The organism is Variovorax sp. J22R115 (assembly GCF_030317005.1).
Lineage (GTDB): Bacteria > Pseudomonadota > Gammaproteobacteria > Burkholderiales > Burkholderiaceae_C > Variovorax.
The window spans coordinates 304,484-321,149 of record NZ_JASZYM010000008.1 but is presented as its reverse complement, the minus strand read 5'-3'; the positions used below and the strand labels follow the sequence as shown (position 1 = coordinate 321,149).

The following is a 16,666-nucleotide window of genomic DNA, read 5'->3' as shown; positions in this document are numbered from 1 at the left end:
GCCCAACAGAGATTGCCTGCAGTTCGAGGTCGACAAGTGGCAATGCGCTCGCAACGCTGCCCGCCGAACTATCCAGTGGAAGTTCACTCGTCAAGATGCAGACCAAAAACTTGGAACGCATTACGTTCCGTTATTTACGTGTTGATGTACTAGTTGCTTTTCTGCTTTTCGAATCAGTCGCTCGGCTACCGGCTCCGGTGCAAAAAATGCTAGCAGTCGAAGTAGTTGTCCAGCTGCCGCACTCAGTCGTCCGAATGCGAGCGACAGCGTGGCGATAACCGAATGCTCATAACCCGTGCCGACTGGGCCAGTTTCCAGCAATGCAACGCCTTGGCTAGCTTCGCGGATCAACTCAACATACTCCACCGGCGTCGCTCCCGTCTCCTCCAAATAGCCAGCGGCTTGCTCCAGCGCCAGCGGAAGGCCCCCCAGAGCTCGCGACAACTTCTCCAAGTCTGGGGGCAACGCGGCAGCGGCCGCTGACGTTCTGGCCAACCGCTGGGTCAGAAATGCCGCTCCTTGCGCGTCACTCCACGCGCTCGTCTTCACTGGAGTTGCCAGACTGCTCCACGCGGGGTTGCGCGAGGTGACCAGGACGTGGTGCGGTCCGGCATCGGGAAGATGCTCGCCTAAGGCGTCAACGTTCTCGGCGTTATCGTAGACGAGCAGCCAAGGTGCGGTCTGGCCACGCAACCAGGTCTTCAAAGCTTGAGTGGGCGTGACCTGCTCCGAAAGCGATACTCCGATTGCTACGCAGAGGGCCTGTGCATCGAGTTGCAGTCCCTCTGGAGTCTCCGCGCGTAGCCACCAGACGCCCACGTATCTGTCACGATAGCTATGGCTGTACCGCAACGCGAGTTGTGTCTTGCCGACCCCGCCCATGCCGTACACCGCGGCTGGCGAAATTACAGCGGCTCGGGTACCGGCGTCTAGCGCCCTGTGTAATTCCTCAAGCAGGTCATTCGGGTCTTGAAAGTTCGGGCTCAGCCGATGCTCAATCGTGCGAAAGGGCTGTAGCATAGGATGAGGTGTCCGCCAGCGCGGAACCGGCACTCCGGGCACGGTCGCAATGAGTTCGCGCAGGCGCACGAATTGGTTGTTCCAATCGGCGTTCTTGCCTTCCACGAACGCATGCAGGTCGAGGTCGAAGAGCGCTGCAACTCTGGATGCACGCGCATGTCGCGGTCGCTCCCCGACGGTGGTGTTGCTCCGCCCAGCAGAACGGGGATAACAGTTGGCGGATCCGCTTCCGTGAGGCGTTGGAGCGAAAGCGCCACCTCCTGCCGCGCGAAATCGATCTCGGCCATTGCTTCGCGCCGGTTCAACACGACGATCCAATCCGGCCCTATGAGCACCAGCACGACTCGTGCCGCCTGTATGGCGTCACTCACGCGCTGCGGGAAGACTTGACCGGGAACAATTGCATCGCGGTCGTAGAAAAGAGCCTCGGCGTCGAACCATTGCGAAAGGCGGTCGTGCAGCCGCCCAGCGTGGCCGCCCGCGTCGCTACGTCTGTAGCTAATGAAGACCACTGACAAGTGCATCTCCTTCGCAGATCGCGAAATGCAATGTACGCGCCAAAAGCGCGTCCGACAGACATTTTGCCGCCTCAAGCAGCCTCAAACGGGGGTTGTCGTACTTTTTCAGCAGATCGGTGTGCTTCGCATGAGAAAGTCGTTGTCCGGCAGCGGCTGACGGCCAATCTCTGAGTCTCCAGCCTCTCCGCCAGGATCCGGCCGAAGCTGGACCCACTCGCAACCCGGCTGACGATCAAGGCGCCGAAACGCTTCGCCACAGCCCTGATCGACGACGGCGAGTAGGGTTAATCACGCGCCAGCGCGTATAGACGGAACTCGCCGGGCAAGCCTTTGAGGCGATGCTCTCCTCTGTCCCGCAGGTCGATTCGCGATCCAGCAACCAAATCGCGTACTGCGCTGGACACAAGAAGCTCGCCTGGCGACGCGAGCGCCATGATGCGAGCACCCACATGGACAGCCACGCCAACTACCCCAACTCCGCGTCGATTCACCTCGCCCGTGTGCACGCCGACCCTCACGCGAATCGCCCCGGTTCAGCAAGGTGTGGATCTCGCGCCGGAAGTCCTCGATGGCGATGTAGTCGCACAGGAAGACGGTGCGCAGCAACCGTCCCAAATGTTCAGCTGCCCGATGCAGCGGATCGCCTTGCGCAGCCGATCCGAAGCGCTGCAGGGCCAGAGTAGCCGACACGCGCCCGGATCGAATGGACGCCGCGAGGCAAAGGAGCTCATCCCAGCCATGCTCGATGGCGCTCAGCGAGACGCTCCTCACGGTGACTGCTTCGAGGCCTTCCGGGACCCTGAAGACGCGCGGCAGATGCAGCTTTCGCTCCGCCAAATCACGCAGGCGTGGACACAGGTCAAAGCCCAGCAGCTTGGCGATGGCCATCGCCGGATTCGTGTACCCATGGGTATCTACCGCCACCAGCGACAACCGCATGAGGTCGTCACCGCGGTTGTTTGTCTCGACACCCTCGATGGCAACCCCGGCCTGCCGTTCGTTGAGCACGATGGGCTGGTCATAGACGATGCCCCATCGGTCACGCACGTGGGTGTACAGGCCCGCGGCGTAGGTGCGCCGGCGCGGATCGACTCGGGCGTTCCAGAGGTGGCGTGACGCGTCGAGCGACATCATGTCGGCCGACGCCTTGTCACCATCACCCCAAAGAGCAGCGATCGGGATCTGGCTCTGGAACTGCGCGACACGTTCGTTGGCGCGCCGAAGCCGGCCGCTGCCTTCAAGGGCCCGCATCGCCACGGAGATCTGGCTTGGCTCCAGACCCGGGATCATCGAGGCGACCCCTTTGGCGTCGATGTCGGTGCCGTGCGCCAGCAAAGCGCCATACAACCCGACGAGCTCATCCGCAGTCTGCGCCCGGTGCCCCAGCAAGGCATCGCTGAAGTTGGTTGCCGCATCCAGTTGCATCAGCAGATCGGGGAACTGGACGTTGCCGATGAGCTTGTAAACGGTCTCGCGCGTGCGCACCGGTTCGCTCTTCTCAGGGAGGGCTGTGATGGCGGGCAGGCGCAGCATGCCGTCGGCGCTGATCTCGATCTTGCCCCGGTCGAGCGCATCACAAACCGCTGCGGTGCCCGCGACCAGGTTGGCCAACAACGGCTCCAAGAATTCCCGGGGTGATTTTGGCATCCCCAGGAGTTCGACGTGCTGCTCGCGCTGCGATTCCCAATGGGCCGGAGGTATCAGCATCTGGTCGCGCTCGCGATAGCTCAGTGAGTGATCGATCCAGACGCTGCCGCGACGAAGGCTCTTTCGCAGCGACATCATCGTGCAGGCTTCCAAAGCCCGAAGGCTCGAACGGGGGTCAAGATCGTGGACGAGACCGTACCAAGCAACACCTACTTCCGGAAGCTGCACGCCTTCGGGGATCTCGGCAGCACTACGTCCCTGCAACGCAGTCCACGCCTTCCACTGTTCGAATCCACGGTCGCCCCTGCGGCCCCCGAACGCCAGATCCTTGAGCGATGTCAGGCAGGCGTGCACCCGCTGGGCGTCCTGTGCGAGTGCCTTGCGAACTTGCGAAACGAAGCTGCCGGTGGTCACGCCGCCGAACTCGGCGAGCAACTGCCGAGCCTGCAGGACGCGATCCTGCCAGGTCATGGCCTCATCGTGAAGGACGGCGTTGGCCCGCGCCGCTTGCCTGAGCAGACCTGTTGTGGCGCGTGCACGGCTTGCTTGGGCGCGATCGGTAGCTTCGCGAAACAGTTGCTGGCTGCGTCGGCTCGATTGAAGCAGCCCGACATCGGTGAGTTCAAGAAGCGTGATCCGCAGAAAGCACACCAGCTCGATCATCTGCCGCGATGGGTTGATCTCGCGCGTCTTTGCCGGGCGCCGCGACTGCACCTGCCTTGCGTATGCCTGCTGCTTGGCCAGCGTCACGCCGCTCAGGTCCCAGGTGTCGGCTCCGAGCGCCTTGAGAAAGCGCACCTTCTCCAGAGTTTCGGCCAAGCTTGCCGGTCCATGTCGCCGCGGGGGCGTCTTCAGCCACTCCAGGTGGGTGGAATCCGTCTCGGGCCGAATGCAGTAGGCGAGGGCGCTCAGTTCGCGCGCCCTCGCGACCGGAACAGCGGCCCAGACATGGGCGAGGACGCTTGCCTCGATGGCGGCCAACGCGTCACGGGCCCAGTCCTTGAGGCGGCGCGGTCCGGGAATCACGATCCGGCGGGCGTACAACCACTGGCAGGCCGACCGTACCAGTTCGTCAGGGTGAGTAGCCTCTCGGGCGTGCATGCGAAGCGCATCGGCCAGCTGGATTTCATCAGCCTGTTCAAGATCTCGAAGACCGAGGTGTCTCTTGGCCCAAAGCTGGTGCTTGAAAAGTGTCTGGCTGCGTCCGTAGATGGAGCGCAGAGTCGCAATGGATGGCGAGGAGATTCCCAACAGCTCGGCCGTACGCCGCAGCAGGTTGCGCGGCAAGACGTTGAAGCCGTCGAGCGGTCTACCGGTGACGCGCATGAACAGCACCATCAACGCAGCGGGCAAACGGTGGCTGACTCGAAACTGCTGCGTGATCGCTTCGACGTCTGCCGAGCCAAGCTCGAAAAACTGCTCACGATCAAACTCGCTCAGCCGGGACGGAAGGGCCTCCTGGCCGACGAAACGCATGGCAAAGGAAGACATGGCCGGCTCCAAAACGCGGGGGGCGCCAATGTACGGCCTCGGTCCCTGTCAGGGCGGAACGCGTCTATCACCTGCGCCTTCCAATGGAGACCTCCATGCCCGCATGGATGCCGGGCTCGCAAACAAAAGCGCACCGATTTGCACAAAAAGTACGACAACCCCATGACGAGCGACAGGAAGCTCTCGCGGGTGTGATGATCTGTCATCTCGCACTTAACCTCATGGGGGCACGAACATGCTTTACGACGACGCCAAGATCGAGGAGGCGGTACTCGCACTGATGGGCGCATTCGAGTTTGACAAAGGCCGCGTGTGGAAAGGCTACGATTTCGGTGTCATGAATGCGCTGCATGAGAAGGGGTTGATCACCGACCCACACGGTTTCGCGAAGTCGGTCAATCTGACGGAGGACGGAAAGCGCATGGCGAGGGAACTGGCAGCCAGACATTTCGCGATCGACGGATCTCAACCCTAAGATCGCGCGCGGAAGGTAAGCGCTAGTGATAGTCGTCTTCGCGCTGATGGCGTACTGCTGCGACAACAACGGTGCGGTCGTTCACGATTTCGAATAATGCAATGTAGCCCGCGTGGCCGAACGGGATGACCAGCTCGCGCAGGAACGGGCTTGCCCCGACTTTCCTGCAGGTGAACGGAGTCCACTTCAGTGTTTCGATGCCCTGTCGAATTGCATCCAGAGCTTGTTGTGCGACATCGAGGTCTCCATCGTGCGCTAACTCGCGCTCGACGATGAAGTCGAACAGCCGCTCGAGGTCTTCTGTGGCTTCCTGGGTGAACTGGACGCGAAACGTCACGAATGCGTGGCCGACTTGCGTGCCTTTGTGGCCCTGAGCTTGCTATCGAGTTTTCGCAGCACTTCGTCCGCCTCGACGTAGCCACCAGTCTGCCGGGCGCGACTCAGGGAGCGAAGGCCGCGCGCGACGAATTCGGCTTGGTTTTGTCGTTGGCGAACGGCGACACGCACTGCCGCTTCAACGAACTCCGACAACGACTCGCCTTCGCCGAGCAGTTGCTCGACTTCTTCGCGCAGCTCCGGTTCAACCCGAACCGAGGGGATGGTCGCTGTTTTCATGCGACATTGTATTGCATTTGCGCTACACGTGCTAGCCTGTGCGCTGAACCCATCGGTCGGTCCAACGTGCCTGGCTGGCGACGGCAAGGCGCTACCCGGGGTGAGAGCGTTCGATTTGATGGGGTCACGCCGCCGACCACAGCGTTGAATCATTCGAAGGAAATCCAGGGTACCAGCGGGTAAAGTCATCGCGCAGTTGGCCGTCGATGACGCGCACCCTCACCTGCAGCAGCAAGTGCGCGCTGCGTGGATCCCAGCGCATCTGCTGCGACTTTGACATTCGCTTGTCGATCAGTTGGTTCACCGCCGACTCCACGAAGGCGCTGGAGATGCGTCGACCCGCTCGGTAGCGCCTGCCATAGTTGGGCAGCGAATCCGAGTTGTTGCGCAGGTAGCCGAGCAACTCGAGGATGAGCTTTCGGATCTGACGCGCGGCCGGCTTGCGGCACACCGTCGACTTGCCCAAGACGTACAGCATCGTGGCCAGGCGCCGCATGGCTTCCTGCGCTCGATCATGCCAAAGCCGCCACTTCAATCCGCCGGCCAGACTTGACAGCCAATCGTGGTCAGCGGATCTGAGCTGACTGGCCGTCGGCCGGCCATGGACGACGGCGTTGAGCTTGCCCACCCGTTGTCGCAGGTGGTACCAGTCCAGGATATGCCTCGCACGGGGCAGCGTCGACAGCTGCCACTGGCGAAGCTGGATGTCGCCGTCGGTGAACACCTCCATCGGCAAATCTTGCCCGCCAAAAGAAGCCAGTACACCTCGCACCCGCTCGTGCGAATGCTCGTCAACTGTTCGAACGAACGCCAGGCTGCGCTGACCGACGCCGGCGCGCATAGCCCGGCCGGCGACGACCTCGAACGATTTCTCCTCGTCGGGGTGGCATAGCCGCAAGTAGCCGCCGTCCAGCCCCACCGTGGTGACGTTCGCGCTGCCTTCTGCGTATTCCGGAGCAACGTGACCGCCCATTCCGGGCCATCGTGACCGAGCATTCCGATCGAACGTGACCGGCGATTCCGGGGTCAACGTGACCGATTTCCGGGTAGCCCGGAATCGCCGGTCACGATGCCGGAATCGAGGTCACGGCAGCGGAACGCTGCCGTACGTCAGCGTGTTGGTGTTGCGCATTTCATCCACCCCATGCGGGGTAGCCTGCCGGGCTTTGCCGGAGACAGGCGTGCCCGCACCAAGGATCAATATGCGCAAGATCAGAGACGTCTTACGTCTCAAGCTCGAAGCTCGCCTCTCCCATGAACGAATCGCTGCTTCCCTGAGCATCTCCAAGGGCGTCGTGGCCAAGTACGTCAGCTTGGCGACCGTCGCGGGCCTTGACTGGGCCACCGTTCAGACGTTGAGCGACACGGCGCTGGAGCGCCGGGTCGTGCAAGGCCGTCTGGACCGGCCGAGCCACTACGTGCTGCCTGACTATGGCCGCGCCCACCAGGAGTTGCGGCGCAAGGGCATGACGCTCATGCTGCTGTGGGAGGAGTACGTTGCGGCCTACCCAGGGCAGCCCACCTACCGCTACAGCCAGTTCTGCGAACGGTATCGGCGCTACGCGCTGCGGCTGAAGCGCTCGATGCGCCAGATCCACCGCGCCGGCGAGAAGCTCTTCGTCGACTACGCCGGCCCCACGGTCGAACTCGCCGACGGCAATCGGGCCCACATCTTCGTGGCCGCACTCGGCGCGTCCAGCTACACCTTCGCCTGGGCGACGCCACGCGAGACCATGGTCGACTGGCTGCAGGGATGCGCACGTGCCCTGAGCTTCATCGGCGGCGTGCCACAGCTCATCGTCCCCGACAACCCGCGCGCGATGATCGCGAGCCCGAACCGCTACGAGCCTCGGGCCAACGAAACGGTGGAGGACTTCGCGCGTCACTACGGCACCTCGGTGCTTCCGGCGCGGCCTCGCCATCCGCAGGACAAGGCGTGGACTTCATACTGCACCTTGTTCGGATAGTTGAGCGGCAATAAGGCGTGGAGGCCGACCGCCGTATCGGCTGCCGGCGCCTTTAATGAGTGTGACGTTGCCGGGTGGTTCGTACAAGCATCGGTGGTTGTTGCCGTACAGGTGGCGCTTGAGGATGCCAAGACGGCCGAGTTGATGAACGGTCGTCGAGGACACGCCGAGGTGCCCGGCGACCTCTTGGCCAGTGAGCATGCCGCGCTCGCGTAGTCGCTCGAAGCGGCTCTTGAGCGCGTAGGCGTATCTCACCAGGATGACCTTCTTCATCGTAAACGCCTCGCCGCGCCAGTTGCGATGCCCGAGCGCGTTGAGCTTGACGGCGATCTGCTTGTCGGTCGATGTCTCAAGCAATTCGTCGATGAGCTTGACGACTTCCGGCAGGGTCTTGCGGATTCGCGCGATGGGCCGCGGCTTGTCGACGTAGAGGCTTTGCGTACGCCCGCCGCGCCATCGCACATGCACCGCGACGCTCGGCCCGGCCACCAGCGTCACGTCCTCGATCAACAATGCCAGCATACGCTTGCGCTCCAGCGCGCTGGTCCGCTCGTCGTTCCACAGGCGCGGGAAGTCGCGTGCCAAGTCGACGATGCGTTTGCGCGCCGGCTCATCAAGCTGGGCCTGGTCTTCATTTCGCTGACGCTCGTGAGCTTGCTGCAAGGAATCGAGTTCGCGCAGGCGCTGGTTCCAATCGGCCTCGAGCGCATCGGCCACCAGGCGATGATCCGGATCGACCTTGGCGTATCGGCGACGGGCCAACTCGGCCTCGTAGCGCGTACGCTGAAGCTGTGCCTGACGCCGCGCTGCAGCCTGCTCGATGCGCTGCGCGATCTCGTCCTGCACGGCCAGCGCGACCTCGATTGCTGCCGGTGCTACCGTCTCCAACAGCAACGCACCAACCGCCGCGTCGACCGCCGGTCCGTGAACCGCTTGACACGGCTTGCCGGCTCTGCGCACGACCTCGTCGCAGCACCGGTAGTACGCACGCAGCCGGCCTCCGAGCGGCTCGTAGTGCACCCGCATGCGTGCACCACATCTGCCGCACAGCACGCGACCCTGCAGCAATGCGTTGCCCTCGCGCGGCATTCGCCCCCTCTCTCCGGGGGCGAAGCCCAGGTTCTGCCGCAGCCTGAGTTCATTGCGCTCGAATTGCAACCAGTCGATGTAGCCCGCATGGGCATTGCGGATCAGCACCTTCCAGTCTTGCTGGCTCACGTCTCGCTGCACCGGACGCAACTGCGCATTGCAAGCGATGCGCGATCGGCCATAGACAAAGGCACCCGCGTAGCGCGGGTTGTGCAGGATCTGCAAGACCCGCGAGACGTCAATCAGCCCCCACAGCAGATCACCCTTGCCGATCCCCCGGCGGATGCGCCGCGGGAACAGCACTTCCTGGTCGCGCAGACGCCGCACCACGGCGCAGGCGGATCCGACATCATTGAACACCTCGAACAGCAGCCGAACAGTGCTTTGGACCTGCCGGTCGGGGTCGAGAACGACGCGACCCGCGCCGTCATACACCAACCCGATCGGCAATGGCATCTCCAACTCGCCGCGGCGCGCCTTGTTCAGGATGCCGCCTTGAAGACGCGACTTCAAGATGTGCAATTCGGCTTCGCTCATGGTGCCCTTCAGACCCAGCAGAAGGCGGTCGTTGAAGTGGGACGGATCGTAGATCCCGTCCTCGTCGAGGATGAGCGTGCGTGACATAGCTGCCAACTCGAGCAGGCGGTGCCAGTCAGCGTTGTTGCGAGCCAGGCGGGAGACCTCCAGCCCAAGCACGATGCCGGCATGGCCGAGCGCAACCTCAGTGACCAGGCTCTGGAAGCCATCGCGATCGCTTGCCTGCGCGCCGGACAAGCCCAGGTCGCTATCGATGACGTGCACACGCTCCAGCGGCCAGCCCAATGCCACCGCACGCTCGCGCAACGCGTACTGACGCTTGGTGCTCTCGGTGTTCTCGAACACCTGGCGCAATGAGGATTGCCTCACGTACAGGAATGCATCGCGGCGCAAATGATCGACGTCGACCTTGAGGGCGGAGTCAGTGGGCATGGTGTACCTCCAGTTGGGTCGCCAGCACCATGTCGGCCAGCAGCCGCACGAGCTGGCGGTCGTGCGTGCTGGCGAGTGCCGCCGATGTCGGCGGCACGATCACTGAAGATGTCGAGGTTGCCGATGTGCCGCTCAGGACTCGCAGTCCATGCCACATGCCGTGGAAGATGATTGCGCCCAGAGCATCTGGTCGGGCTCGGCCGGCCCACCACGTCGGCGCGAACGCATTCGTAGGCGGCAGCGGCGTCGCTGGAGACGTTCGACGGGGTGTTCCCCGAAGAAGGTGTCAGCGTTTTTTTTTGCGAGCGATCGCTCGCTCGATACTGCGTGGATGCACCTTGACCCCCAATTGGGTGTGCACCAGCTTGGCCATCTCGCGTGCGTGCATTGGCCCGCTGCCGGTGTGGTGCGACTCGATGACGCCCATCACCTCGGGAGTGAGCTTGTGGGCTGACTTCGGCCCGCGCGGCTGCGGCAGCAACCCGGCCACCCCGTTGCGTTCGAACGCCGCCTCGGCCTGGTAGAAGGTTGGTCTCGACAGACCGAACAAGCTGGCCGCCTCGGCCTTGGTGACGCCGTCTTGCCGAGCGTGGCGAAGCATCTCGTACTTGACCTGTACCAGGTCGTTGGCGTCGAAGAAACCACCGGCGTGGAACCAGTCGGCCTGAACTCGTCGGGGCTGCGCGTTGAGGATCCCTGCTTCGCGCAATCGGTCGAGCTTGTTGGCGGGCTTGGGCATGGTCGAAGTGGCGCTTGTCGCGTAAAGAATAATATGCCGCACTGCGTGGAGTGTCAAGATGAACTCGCCGCCTCTCGTCCGAGAAATACACCTGAACACACGCAATTGATCCCAAGTACGGTCTACCGGTGAAACCAATTGCGGCATAAACGTGTTTACACATGCGGCACAATTTACTTGACACGGCAACGAACGGCGGGCCCGGCGCTGGATCTCGGCGGAGTTGGAGTACGTCCAAAGCCGGCTGGCCGCCACGATTCCTTATGCCAAGTCGTCGGAGTTGCTGGAGCTGTTGTTGCCGGTGGCCGGAGCCAACGCCACGAGCACGGTGCGACGGAACACCTTGGGCGTTGGTCGGCGACTGGATGCTCAAGGGCTGGAAATCCGGTCCGAGGCGGCTGAATTGGAAGAAAGTAGCGCGAACGTCAGCCTGGACGGCGGCTACCTGCGGCTTTGCCGCCCCGACGAGGAGAAGTCTTTCGAGGTCGTCGCCGGCCGCGCCATGCGCGCCGGCGTCGGTCAGCGCAGTGTGGCGTTCGTCCGAACGGTTGACGAACACTGTCACGAGCGGGTGAAACGTGTCCTGGGCGCTTTCGGCAGACAGGATTTGCCGATGGAGGTGTTCACCGACGGCGACATCCAGCTTCGCCAGTGGCAACTATCCACGCTGCCCCGCGCGAGGCATATTCTGGACCGGTACCACCTGCGACGAAGGGTGGCCAAGCTCAACGCCGTCGTGCATGGTCGACCAACGGCCAGTCAGCTCAGATCCGCTGACCACGATTGGCTGTCGAGGCTGGCCGGCGGATTGAAGTGGCGACTTTGGCATGGTCGAGCGCCGGAAGCCATGCGGCGCCTGGCCACGATGCTGTACGTCTTGGGCAAGTCGACGGTGTGCCGCAAGCCGGCCGCGCGTCAGATTCGAAAGCTCACCCTCGAGTTGCTCGGCTACCTGCGCAACAACTCGGATTCGTTGCCCAACTACGGCCGGCGCTATCAGGCGGGGCGACGCATCTCCAGCGCCTTCGTGGAGTCGGCGGTGAACCAACTGATCGACAAGCGAATGTCGAAGTCGCAGCAAATGCGCTGGGATCCACGCAGCGCGCACTTGCTGTTGCAGGTGCGGGTGCGCGTCATCGACAGCCAACTCCGCGATGACTTCGCCCGCTGGTACCCGGGGTTTCCGTCCAACGCGTCGACGATGTCCTTGGCGGCCTGACCCCACCGTTTGAATCGTTCTCAACACCGACGGTCAGCGTGAAGTGCTGGGCCTGAAGGTCGGTGCCTCGGAAGCCGAGCCCTTCTGGATCGAGTTCCTGCGCAGCCTGAACCGTCGAGGTCTTCGCGGCGTGAAGCTCGTGATCAGCGACAGTCACGAGGGCATCAAGGCGGCCGCCGCGAAGGTGCTGAAGGCCACCTGGCAGCGTTGCCGCGTGCATTTCATGCGAAACGCTCTGGCGCACGCCGGCAAGACGCAGCGGCGCATGGTCTCAGCCGCCATTGGCAGCGTGTTCGTACAGGACTCGGCCGATGCAGCGCGGGCTCAATGGAGATCGGTCGCCGATCAGCTCCGAGACAAGTTCCCCAAGCTCGGCACCCTGATGGACGACGCGGAGAACGACGTGCTGGCCTTCATGACCTTCCCGCGGCCGCACTGGACGCAGATCTACAGCACCAATCCTCTGGAGCGGCTGAACGCCGAGATCAAGCGACGCACGAACGTCGTCTGCATCTTTCCCAACGACGCCTCCATTACGGTAAGCGGTCCACTAACCGCGTCCTTGAATCCCGCGCCCTAAGCTGACAGCCTACGTTCCCACGTAGATCAACGTGGGAACGTGATGTCAGAACGTCTTGAAGAATTGGCAGGTCGACTGGTGATCGGCCGCAAGCGCGACGGCCGATCCGTCTACGACGAACAGGCCAAGGCCGAGTTGGTTGCCGAGTGTGCAAAGCCTGGAGTGTCTGTGTCGGGCATGGCGCGCCAGGCTGGGGTGAACGCCAACCAGCTGAGCCGCTGGGTGCGCGAGCACGGTGATCGGCAGCGCGCGATCGCCGTCGCTCGCGAGCCGGCGCAGGCGGCCTTCGTGCCGGTGGCGATACAGGCACAGCCTGCGGCGACACCGGCGCCCCCACTGTGCTTGCACGCGCGCTTGCCCAATGGCGTGGCCATCGACATCAGCGCCTGCGCTTTGCCGCAAGCAGTCCAATTGATCGAGGCGCTCGGGAGACTGCCATGTTCCGCTTCGACGAAGGGCTGAAGGTCTACCTTCACCGCGAGCCCATCGATTTCCGGCTGAACATCAACGGCCTGGCACTGCTGGTCGAGCAAGCATTGGGCTTGGACCCGTTTGCCGCGTGCGTGTATGTGTTCAGCAATCGGCGGCGCAACCGCGTGAAGATCCTGGGCTGGGAGCGCAACGGATTCTGGCTGCTGCTCAAGCGACTGGAGAAGGACCGCTTCATCTGGCCGGTCGAGACAGTGGTGCCGACACTGACAGTCGAACAGCTGCACTGGATGCTCGAGGGCATCGACATCGCAGTCGTACGTCGTCATCCCCGACTTGAATACGAACGGGTAAGCTGAGCGGCGTCGGCCCGCCATTGCTGCATATCCGGATGGCGCCGAAGGCAGCGCCAAGGACAATGCACCGCTGATGGTCAACATGCCGACGCCAGACGAGTTCGCAGCACTACAGCGCGCCCTTGCCGAGGCGACCCAACGCAACGCCGCATTGAGCGGAGAGTTGCGTGTGACGCGCACCGAGCGCGACCTTCTCAAGGAACAGCTGAATCAGTTCAAGCGCCAGTTGTTCGCAGCCAAGAGCGAAGTGCTCGGGACGCACCAGAAGGACATGTTCTTCAATGAGGCGGAGGCCGAAGGCGCCGCGGCTCAACCCGCCGGCGAAGAAGCCGACGACAACCGCGTCGAGGTGCCCGCGCACAAGCGCGCCAAGCGTGGTCGCAAGCCGCTGGACCCCGCGCTGCCGCGCGAGGTGGTGCGCCACGAGTTGCCCGAAGAAGAGCGGACCTGCCCGCACGACGGCGCCGAGCTGCGCGAGATCGGCGTGGAGGTGAGCGAGCAACTGGACATCGTGCCGCAGCAGGTACGCGTGATCCGCCACGAGCGCGTGAAGTACGCATGCCCGTGTTGCGACGGCGGAATGCGCCTGGCGGCCAAGCCGCCGCAGGTGATCCCCAAGGGACTTCTGAGCGAGGCGGCGCTGGCCTGGGTGATCAGCTCGAAGTACCTGGACGGACTGCCGCTGTACCGCCAGGCAGCGCTGCTGGGGCGCTTCGGCGGCACGCAGATGTCACGCAACACGCTGGCGGCCAGCGTCGTTCGGGTGGGCCAGTCGGTGCAGCCGGTGATCAACGCGATGCGCGACCAACTGCTGGAAGCGCCCTTGGTGTTCGGCGACGAGACCGAGCTGCAGGTCCTCAAGGAGCCGGGACGAAAGGCCCAGGCCAAGAGCTACGTATGGGCGCAGATGACGCAAGCGTCGGGGCCGGCCGGGTCAGGGCCGCCGATCCGATTGTTCGCGTACTCGCCCAGCCGAAGTACGCAGACCGCGCGACAGCTGTATGCGGGGATGCGCTCCAAGGGCGTGCTCATGAGCGACGGCTACGAGCCCTACAACGCTGTTGCCGCGGAGCACGGCCTGGTTCACCTGGGCTGTTGGGCGCATTGCCGTCGTTACCTCAACGACGCGTTGCAGGCGCTGCCGAAGGACAAGCGCGGGCCCGAGCAATTGCCCGCGCAGTTCCTGCAACTCATCGCACAGCTGTACAAGGTGGAGGCCGACGCTCGCGACGCGGGATTCGACACGGCGACCCTGAAGACCCAACGAAGCGAACGCAGCGTACCGGTGCTCGACGACTTGGAAAGGCTGTTGCTGACCCACCTGCACGGCGTGCTGCCTGGAAGCCTGCTCGGCAAGGCGCTGCACTACATGGCATCACAGTGGGCCAAGCTCAAGCGCTATGTCGACGACGGCGCCTACCCCATCGATAACAACCCCTGCGAAAACGCGATCCGGCCGTTCGTAGTCGGGCGCCGGAACTGGCTGTTTGCCGACACCGTCGCCGGCGCCAACGCGAGCGCCAACCTGTACTCGCTGCTGCAGACGTGCGCCGCAAACGGGATCGACGGCTACCGCTATCTCACGGCTCTGTTGGTCGCGCTGCCCCGCGCAACGAACGTCGATGACTATGAAGCGCTGCTGCCCTGGCGCATCCAACTGGACGACTGACCTGTACGGGTCCGAGGCGATCTACGCAAGGACGTAGTTGATCGACCGCTTACCCATTACGCGGCTCGTCGGCGCGATGATGCTCGAGCAGAACGACGAGTGGTCGCTCAACCGGCGCTACATGCAGTTGGAGGGCTTGCAGACCCTGAGCGATACTGCGCCCACTCGGCTGTCCGCAGTGGCACGCTGAGTACCGTGCATCTCAGCCTTCTCCGGTCTGTGGAGCTACACCACGGAATGGGACGCGACCGGCTCCCGCGCCGTTGCTGGCCTTGCGAACCGTCACTGAGTGCACGGAAAACGAGGGGCCCCTACAGTGCGCTTTCGTCTAGAAATCCTGTGACACTCCGCAAGATCATGGGTATCAGGTCGTTCCCATCAAGATTCAGCGACCTACTTCGCGCGTACCACTCGAACTCTGGCGGGGCAGGCGCTCCGTCGTATGGACGAATGAGAATGACAACTTTGTGCATGCCCGTCACGAGTTCGGCTTCGAACTCCATCCATTCTCGATAGAGGTCGTTGGCAGATGCGAGCACGAAGACGAGATCCGCGCGTCTAATCCTCTCATAGATGGCGAGGGCAAGCGTTGGACATTTTCTTGCAACCGACGTCCTCCCTCTGATAGCGCGCATCAAAGGGTTCACGTGCTGGTGTCGATTGTATTGATCGGGGTCAAGCATGCCTTCAAGTTCCGTCAGTCGCTCTCGTCGCGATCTGATCTCATCTTCGATGACGGCTAGTTGCTGTTTCAACGCACGCAGTCTTGTTTCAAGGCCAACGTACGTTTCGACGAGCTTGACATGAATTCCTGCTTCATACTTTGAATCAGTCACTCGCGACCTCAGGCTAGCCAACCAGTTGAGCTCGGACTCGAGACGCCGTGACCCAAGGCCGCTCATTTTGCCCAAGGCTATTCGTTCCTCAGCCTCGCGCAAAAGCCGCTGCAGTCGAGCCCCTCGTTCCTGCGCCCGCACCCTTTCGTGCGCGGCATCCATTTCGTTTGACACTTCAAATATTTGCCGAAACAGTATCCCGCGATCGCCGGCGGACAGCCTAAGATGGCTTTCCTGAAGGGTTGACTCCTCCTCCATCGCATTGCGCCCGACGGACATGAGTTGCAATGCTTCGGAGCTCGGCACAGAGAGGTCCGCGACTCGGTCGCCAAAGTTCAACCTTAGCAACTCAATCAGTGCGAGATATGCAGAATCCCTTTCCCACATGTGACTGACAAAAATCTGAAGCAAATTTCGCTGACGCACATGAACAGGGGTGTCTTGCATTGGGCTTCCTTCTGTCGTGAGATGAGCCACTTCTGATTTGGTGGTTGCACGCGTCGGCCAGTCAAGCGCAGACCGTTTCAATTTGACTCTCTGGACAATTCCAGCTTCAGCGGATCGCCGTCAAGAGGCGTCGTGAAGCGCGGCTAAACTCATCAACACTTACGCAGCCCTCGACACATTCAATCCGCAAAGTATCGAATTTACTTCGCGCGCTGGCGAAAAGAAGCTAGATCGGGCGCTGGATGAATTCGCGACCTCGTCGACAACAATGCCGGCGCCATCGTCAACTACGGGAAGAGGTACCGATGCGGGGAACGGATCTCCACCGGCTTTTGTCGAGTCCGCGGTCAGGTGATCGCCAAGCGGCGAAAAAGTGTCACAGGCAAAACAAGGGTAAACCCTTATAATTGCCTCACCATGAAACACATGATCCATCGCGCGCTGGCCGCGCTCAAGCGCCCCTTTCAGACTGACGGCAACCTCGAAGATGCCTACCTCGCGGGCGCCGTCGACATCTATGACCTCGAACGCCGTATGAGCGAGCTCGACAGGCGGGATACCCAGCGCCCGTTTCATCTGCAGCATTCGGTCTGAGCGCCG

14 protein-coding genes and 5 pseudogenes are annotated in these 16,666 nt (G+C 62.6%); 9 read left to right on the top strand and 10 right to left on the bottom strand.

Annotation, left to right across the window (positions count from 1 at the left end):
• Window positions 1-120 precede the first annotated feature (120 nt).
• The 4 genes and pseudogenes from QTI04_RS16635 to QTI04_RS16625 all read right to left on the bottom strand — a co-directional run.
• Entirely contained in the window at window positions 121-1,125 is a 1,005-nt protein-coding gene (locus tag QTI04_RS16635; RefSeq protein ID WP_286616608.1) for a hypothetical protein, read from the bottom strand.
• Window positions 1,126-1,259: 134 nt separating this feature from the next.
• Window positions 1,260-1,544, bottom strand: a pseudogene (locus tag QTI04_RS34335) (TIR domain-containing protein); the annotation flags it as partial.
• Between the two features lie 278 nt (window positions 1,545-1,822).
• Window positions 1,823-2,029 carry a hypothetical protein gene (locus QTI04_RS34330; RefSeq protein WP_369292801.1) on the bottom strand — a complete coding sequence of 69 codons (207 nt, stop codon included), beginning with the start codon at window positions 2,027-2,029 and terminating at the stop codon, window positions 1,823-1,825.
• 34 nt (window positions 2,030-2,063) lie between these two features.
• Window positions 2,064-4,661: pseudogene (locus QTI04_RS16625) on the bottom strand (Tn3 family transposase); the annotation flags it as partial.
• Window positions 4,662-4,911: 250 nt separating this feature from the next.
• Between QTI04_RS16625 and QTI04_RS16620 the strand changes: the two are divergent.
• Window positions 4,912-5,151: a DUF6429 family protein gene (locus QTI04_RS16620; protein WP_286616605.1), complete on the top strand. Its 240-nt coding sequence runs from the start codon at window positions 4,912-4,914 to the stop codon at window positions 5,149-5,151.
• Between the two features lie 22 nt (window positions 5,152-5,173).
• Here the strand turns inward: QTI04_RS16620 and QTI04_RS16615 are convergent, their stop codons facing one another.
• The 3 genes from QTI04_RS16615 to QTI04_RS16605 all read right to left on the bottom strand — a co-directional run bounded on the left by QTI04_RS16615 (window position 5,174) and on the right by QTI04_RS16605 (window position 6,796).
• A complete protein-coding gene (locus QTI04_RS16615; RefSeq protein WP_286616604.1) occupies window positions 5,174-5,488 on the bottom strand; it encodes a type II toxin-antitoxin system RelE/ParE family toxin in 315 nt (104 codons plus the stop codon).
• Window positions 5,485-5,766, bottom strand: coding sequence for a YlcI/YnfO family protein (locus QTI04_RS16610; RefSeq protein ID WP_286616603.1), 282 nt, complete (start codon window positions 5,764-5,766; stop codon window positions 5,485-5,487). The genes QTI04_RS16615 and QTI04_RS16610 overlap by 4 nt, the downstream gene beginning before the upstream one ends.
• 124 nt (window positions 5,767-5,890) lie before the next feature.
• The gene (locus QTI04_RS16605) at window positions 5,891-6,796 is read right to left on the bottom strand and encodes a hypothetical protein (RefSeq protein WP_286616602.1); all 906 of its coding nucleotides are present in this window, start codon (window positions 6,794-6,796) and stop codon (window positions 5,891-5,893) included.
• 151 nt (window positions 6,797-6,947) lie between these two features.
• On the opposite strand from QTI04_RS16605, the pseudogene istA reads away from it, so the two are divergent.
• A pseudogene (gene istA / locus QTI04_RS16600) lies at window positions 6,948-7,703 on the top strand (IS21 family transposase); the annotation flags it as partial.
• A 6-nt stretch (window positions 7,704-7,709) separates the two neighbouring features.
• Here the strand turns inward: istA and QTI04_RS16595 are convergent.
• Both QTI04_RS16595 and QTI04_RS16590 read right to left on the bottom strand, forming a co-directional pair.
• Entirely contained in the window at window positions 7,710-9,791 is a 2,082-nt protein-coding gene (locus QTI04_RS16595; RefSeq protein ID WP_286616601.1) for a recombinase family protein, read from the bottom strand.
• Window positions 9,792-10,077: 286 nt separating this feature from the next.
• Complete coding sequence (locus tag QTI04_RS16590; protein WP_286616600.1) at window positions 10,078-10,530, bottom strand: helix-turn-helix domain-containing protein; 453 nt, start codon at window positions 10,528-10,530, stop codon at window positions 10,078-10,080.
• Between the two features lie 223 nt (window positions 10,531-10,753).
• Between QTI04_RS16590 and QTI04_RS16585 the strand changes: the two genes are divergently transcribed.
• The 6 genes and pseudogenes from QTI04_RS16585 to QTI04_RS16560 form a co-directional block, all read left to right on the top strand.
• Window positions 10,754-11,749 (top strand): hypothetical protein, encoded by a 996-nt coding sequence (locus QTI04_RS16585; RefSeq protein ID WP_286616599.1) that lies wholly within the window; start codon window positions 10,754-10,756, stop codon window positions 11,747-11,749.
• A 7-nt stretch (window positions 11,750-11,756) separates the two neighbouring features.
• A pseudogene (locus QTI04_RS16580) lies at window positions 11,757-12,284 on the top strand (transposase); the annotation flags it as partial.
• Between the two features lie 87 nt (window positions 12,285-12,371).
• Entirely contained in the window at window positions 12,372-12,791 is a 420-nt protein-coding gene (locus tag QTI04_RS16575) for a transposase (protein WP_286616598.1), read from the top strand.
• Window positions 12,767-13,117: an IS66 family insertion sequence element accessory protein TnpB gene (gene tnpB, locus QTI04_RS16570; RefSeq protein WP_286616597.1), complete on the top strand. Its 351-nt coding sequence runs from the start codon at window positions 12,767-12,769 to the stop codon at window positions 13,115-13,117. The genes QTI04_RS16575 and tnpB overlap by 25 nt, the downstream gene beginning before the upstream one ends.
• A gap of 70 nt (window positions 13,118-13,187) precedes the next feature.
• Window positions 13,188-14,783, top strand: coding sequence for an IS66 family transposase (locus tag QTI04_RS16565; RefSeq protein WP_286616596.1), 1,596 nt, complete (start codon window positions 13,188-13,190; stop codon window positions 14,781-14,783).
• Between the two features lie 55 nt (window positions 14,784-14,838).
• Window positions 14,839-14,973, top strand: a pseudogene (locus QTI04_RS16560) (IS256 family transposase); the annotation flags it as partial.
• A 121-nt stretch (window positions 14,974-15,094) separates the two neighbouring features.
• On the opposite strand, the gene QTI04_RS16555 reads toward QTI04_RS16560, so the two are convergent.
• Entirely contained in the window at window positions 15,095-16,066 is a 972-nt protein-coding gene (locus tag QTI04_RS16555) for a hypothetical protein (protein ID WP_286616594.1), read from the bottom strand.
• A 417-nt stretch (window positions 16,067-16,483) separates the two neighbouring features.
• Here QTI04_RS16555 and QTI04_RS16550 point away from each other — a divergent pair, with 417 nt between their 5' ends.
• A complete protein-coding gene (locus QTI04_RS16550) occupies window positions 16,484-16,660 on the top strand; it encodes a DUF3563 family protein (RefSeq protein ID WP_286616593.1) in 177 nt (58 codons plus the stop codon).
• The last annotated feature ends 6 nt before the right edge of the window (window positions 16,661-16,666 follow it).